Annotated in this window: 2 protein-coding genes; both read right to left on the bottom strand. The window is 49.7% G+C overall.

The genetic code is table 11. From position 1 onward, the window contains the following. Nucleotides 1-3 precede the first annotated feature (3 nt). A complete protein-coding gene (gene pflB, locus ACY2VW_RS13665) occupies nucleotides 4-2,256 on the bottom strand; it encodes a formate C-acetyltransferase (RefSeq protein ID WP_461878423.1) in 2,253 nt (750 codons plus the stop codon). Between the two features lie 196 nt (nucleotides 2,257-2,452). Next, nucleotides 2,453-4,030: DUF5696 domain-containing protein (locus ACY2VW_RS13660; RefSeq protein WP_461878422.1), on the bottom strand; the 1,578-nt coding region annotated here is incomplete at its 5' end.

Below are 4,030 nucleotides of genomic sequence, written 5' to 3'. Positions count from 1 at the left end.
AAATTACATATGATCATGGCAGGTACGTGCAATTACGTCCATCTGCTGCTCTTTTGTCAGGTCGATGAATTTAACTGCATAACCGGATACACGGATCGTGAAGTTTGCGTACTCCGGTTTCTCCGGATGCTCCATTGCGTCGATCAGTTTTTCGGTTCCGAATACGTTTACGTTCAGGTGATGTGCACCCTGCTCGAAGTATCCGTCCAGAACATGTACCAGGTTCTCGGTACGCTCTTCGTCGTTGTGGCCGAGTGCGCCCGGGTTGATGGTCTGGGTGTTGGAGATTCCGTCCAGAGCGTCCTCATACGGCAGTTTTGCTACAGAGTTCAGGGAAGCAAGAAGTCCGCTCTTCTCTGCGCCGTAGGACGGGTTAGCTCCCGGAGACAGAGGCTCACCGGCTTTTCTGCCATCCGGCAGAGAACCAGTTGCTTTACCATATACAACGTTGGAAGTAATGGTAAGAATAGAGGTTGTCGGCTCGGAATCACGATAGGTATGGCAGTATTTCAGTTTGTCCATGAAGGTACGAAGCAACCATACAGCGATCTCGTCTGCTCTGTCATCGTCGTTACCGTATCTTGGGAAGTCGCCGGTTGTCTCGAAGTCAACAGCCATTCCTTCTTCGTCACGGATAACTTTAACTTTAGCGTATTTGATTGCGCTTAAGGAGTCTACTACGTGAGAGAATCCTGCGATACCGGTTGCGAAAGTACGTCTTACATCGGTGTCGATCAGAGCCATCTCTGCTGCTTCATAGTAGTATTTGTCATGCATGTAATGGATCATGTTCAGAGTTCCAACGTACAGATGAGCCAGCCAGTCCATCATAACGTCGTATTTCTTCATAACCTCATCATAGTCCAGATATTCGCTGGTGATCGGCTGATATTCCGGAGCAACCTGCTGTTTTGTCTTCTCATCTTTACCGCCGTTGATTGCGTACAGAAGGCATTTTGCAAGGTTTGCACGAGCGCCGAAGAACTGGATCTCTTTACCGGTCTCGGTAGCGGATACGCAGCAGCAGATGGAGTAATCATCGCCCCATACCGGACGCATTACATCATCGTTCTCATACTGGATAGAACTTGTCTGTACAGAAATATGAGCTGCATATTTCTTGAAAGCTTCCGGAAGGTGCTCAGAGTACAGAACAGTAAGGTTCGGCTCTGGGGACGGTCCCATGTTTTCCAGTGTATGCAGGAAACGGAAATCGTTCTTTGTAACGATAGAACGTCCGTCGATTCCCATACCAGCAACTTCCAGAGTAGCCCAAACCGGGTCACCGGAGAACAGCTGATTGTAGGATGGGATTCTTGCGAATTTAACCATACGGCATTTCATTACCAGATGGTCGATCAACTCCTGAGCCTCTTTCTCGGTCAGGATTCCTTTTTCGATATCTCTTTCAATGTAGATGTCAAGGAAAGTAGATACACGGCCAACGCTCATTGCAGCACCGTTCTGAGTTTTGATAGCTGCAAGGTATCCGAAGTACAGCCACTGAACAGCTTCTCTTGCGTTCTTAGCCGGCTCGGAAATGTCATAGCCATAAGACTGTGCCATAACTTTCATTTCCTGAAGTGCTTTTACCTGGTCTGCGATTTCTTCTCTTAACTGGAAGTCACCACGACGCATTCCCTGACGGTTGGTTGCAGCGAAATCTGCTTTTTTGCGCTCGATCAGGTAATCAATACCGTACAGAGCAACACGACGATAGTCGCCTACGATACGGCCACGGCCATAGGTATCCGGCAGACCGGTCAGGATTTTATTATGACGGGCTTTCATCATCTCTGGTGTGTAGATGTCGAATACACCCTGGTTATGTGTTTTGTGATATTTAGTGAAAATTTCATGAAGCTTCTCGCTTGGTTTGTAGCCGTAAGTCTCGCAGGACTTCTCAGCCATTTTAATTCCACCATACGGCATAAATGCACGTTTCAGCGGTTTGTCTGTCTGAAGACCAACTACCTGCTCCAGATCTTTCATGCTGTCATCGATATATGCTGCGCCGTAAGCTGTGATTCCGCTTACAACTTCTGTCTCCATATCCAGAACGCCGCCTTTGGCACGCTCTTCTTTCTGGAGTTCCTGTAATTTGCCCCACAGACGGTCTGTAGCCTCTGTCGGTCCTTCCAGGAATTTTTCATCTCCATCATATGGAGTATAGTTGTTCTGAATAAAGTCACGTACGTCAACGCCTTCTTTCCAGAGTCTTCCGGAAAAGCCGTCCCACTGTTCAAATTCTCTCATTTGATTTGTTCCTTTCTGGTGTTATTTTGTTTCGTCACGCTCCGGCATCTTCTTTGCACCGGGCATGAACACCTCCGCATGCATAATATAACAAATCTCTGCTTTCCGCGCAAGATATGCACTTGAAAAAATACAAGGAAAAACCACAAAATCTTGTATTTTTATAAGAACAAAATCTACATGTGGCGCTTTCTTTTCAGGCTCCGTATCCTATCTCGTAGGTCTGTTTTGTAAAGTCACAAATGACATACGTTCCATCGGAAAATTCACTTTTCTGAATGCTTCCGTCAGCCGCAAGGCACGTATGGCGTACCAGCTCCAGAAATGCCGTTTTTTCATGGAGTTCTGTCACAACGCGGCACCGTTTCGCCATCTCTTCCAGGCTGATTTTTTCTCCGTCAAACGCTCCGTCCGTATTCGGGTAGGCACCGTCCCGTACCAGATACGGCGCGCCGCCGGCGAGGAGGGCGTACAGCATATAATCTTCGTCTTTTGTCACACGGTCCATCATCCACGGCTCGATCACACAGTCATGATACACAAGATTAAACAGCGGAACCGGGATTCCTTTTTTCGGCACATCTGCCGGGCGCAGCATAAAGTCATACGGCGCATAATGGCAAAACACCAGATACGGAACTGCCCAGTCGCTGACTTCCTCGGAGCTTGAAAGGATTCCCTGCGAAAGTAGCCAGGAAAAGCAATTTCCACGGTACCTGTAGCAGTCTCTCCTTGTCATCACATGCTCCGGATTGGCGCACTCATCGCCCTCGTTGCATGTAAACACATCGAGATAGGCACCGTCGAGCCGGATTCCGTTTTTCTTCAGCTCTGCAAAATTCCGTTTCACATAGAACGGCGCCTGCGTCGCACAGAGATAGCTCTGCGGTCCACCCGCCCAGTGACTGTGTCCCGGCACCGCTCCGTCCGGAAGGCGGCACGCATAATTTTCATCATAGCTTGGGGCTACATGGTAGTAATCGCGGTACTGATCGTGAATGCCAAAGCGATAGCCGAACGCGTGCATCGTATCGACAAGCGATTTCATACCTTCCCATCCGCCGGCCGCCTGGCATGCCGGTGTGTAGTCCGGGTGCTGGTTGTCATAGCCCGGTTCTGCCCAGCCGTCCAGATGAAGATAGACTTTCTCAACGCCGAGATCATGAATTTCGCGGATCTGCTGCTCGCGCACGGAAAACGGCACTACGCGGTTATTTTTCTCCGGATTCTGCGGATCGAAAAAGCCGGACTCTGGCTGCACAACCGTCTTGATTCCCGTATGAACAAAACACGTTCCCACAAGATCGTGGATCGACGGATTCTGTACCGCCTTTTCTTTCAGTGTGCGCAGATGCCCCTGTTCCCGCACATACTGGCGGTACGTTTTGCAGAGATCGTTGTAATCGCAGTCATTTAAAAACGTATAACGGAATACGCGGCGGTAATTCATTGTTCCAAGGCTCGGCTCCAGCCATGCCCCCACGCTGGTATACGGGCCGCCTGCCGGGTGCTCTGCCTGATAACCGGCGTTCCACGGTGTTGTACAGATCGCTGTATAGCCGCATCTTTCCTTCACCTGGCCGAACCACGGCATATAGCCGCCGGAGGTCTCAAATCTGCCGTCAAACGAAAGCTTTCCAAGTTCCGTATTCCAGGTATTCGGAATCAGAAGTCCCTGTCCCTCGGTAAGGAGTGTATACCAGTCATCGCGCCCGTTTGTAAACTCCATTGCCGTCGGCCACAGCACCTTTACCGGATGCAGTCCCTCCTCGCA

This window comes from Fusicatenibacter sp., from assembly GCF_977045365.1.
Note: the sequence above shows the minus strand (reverse complement) of the source record. Positions and strands in the feature narration are given on the sequence as shown.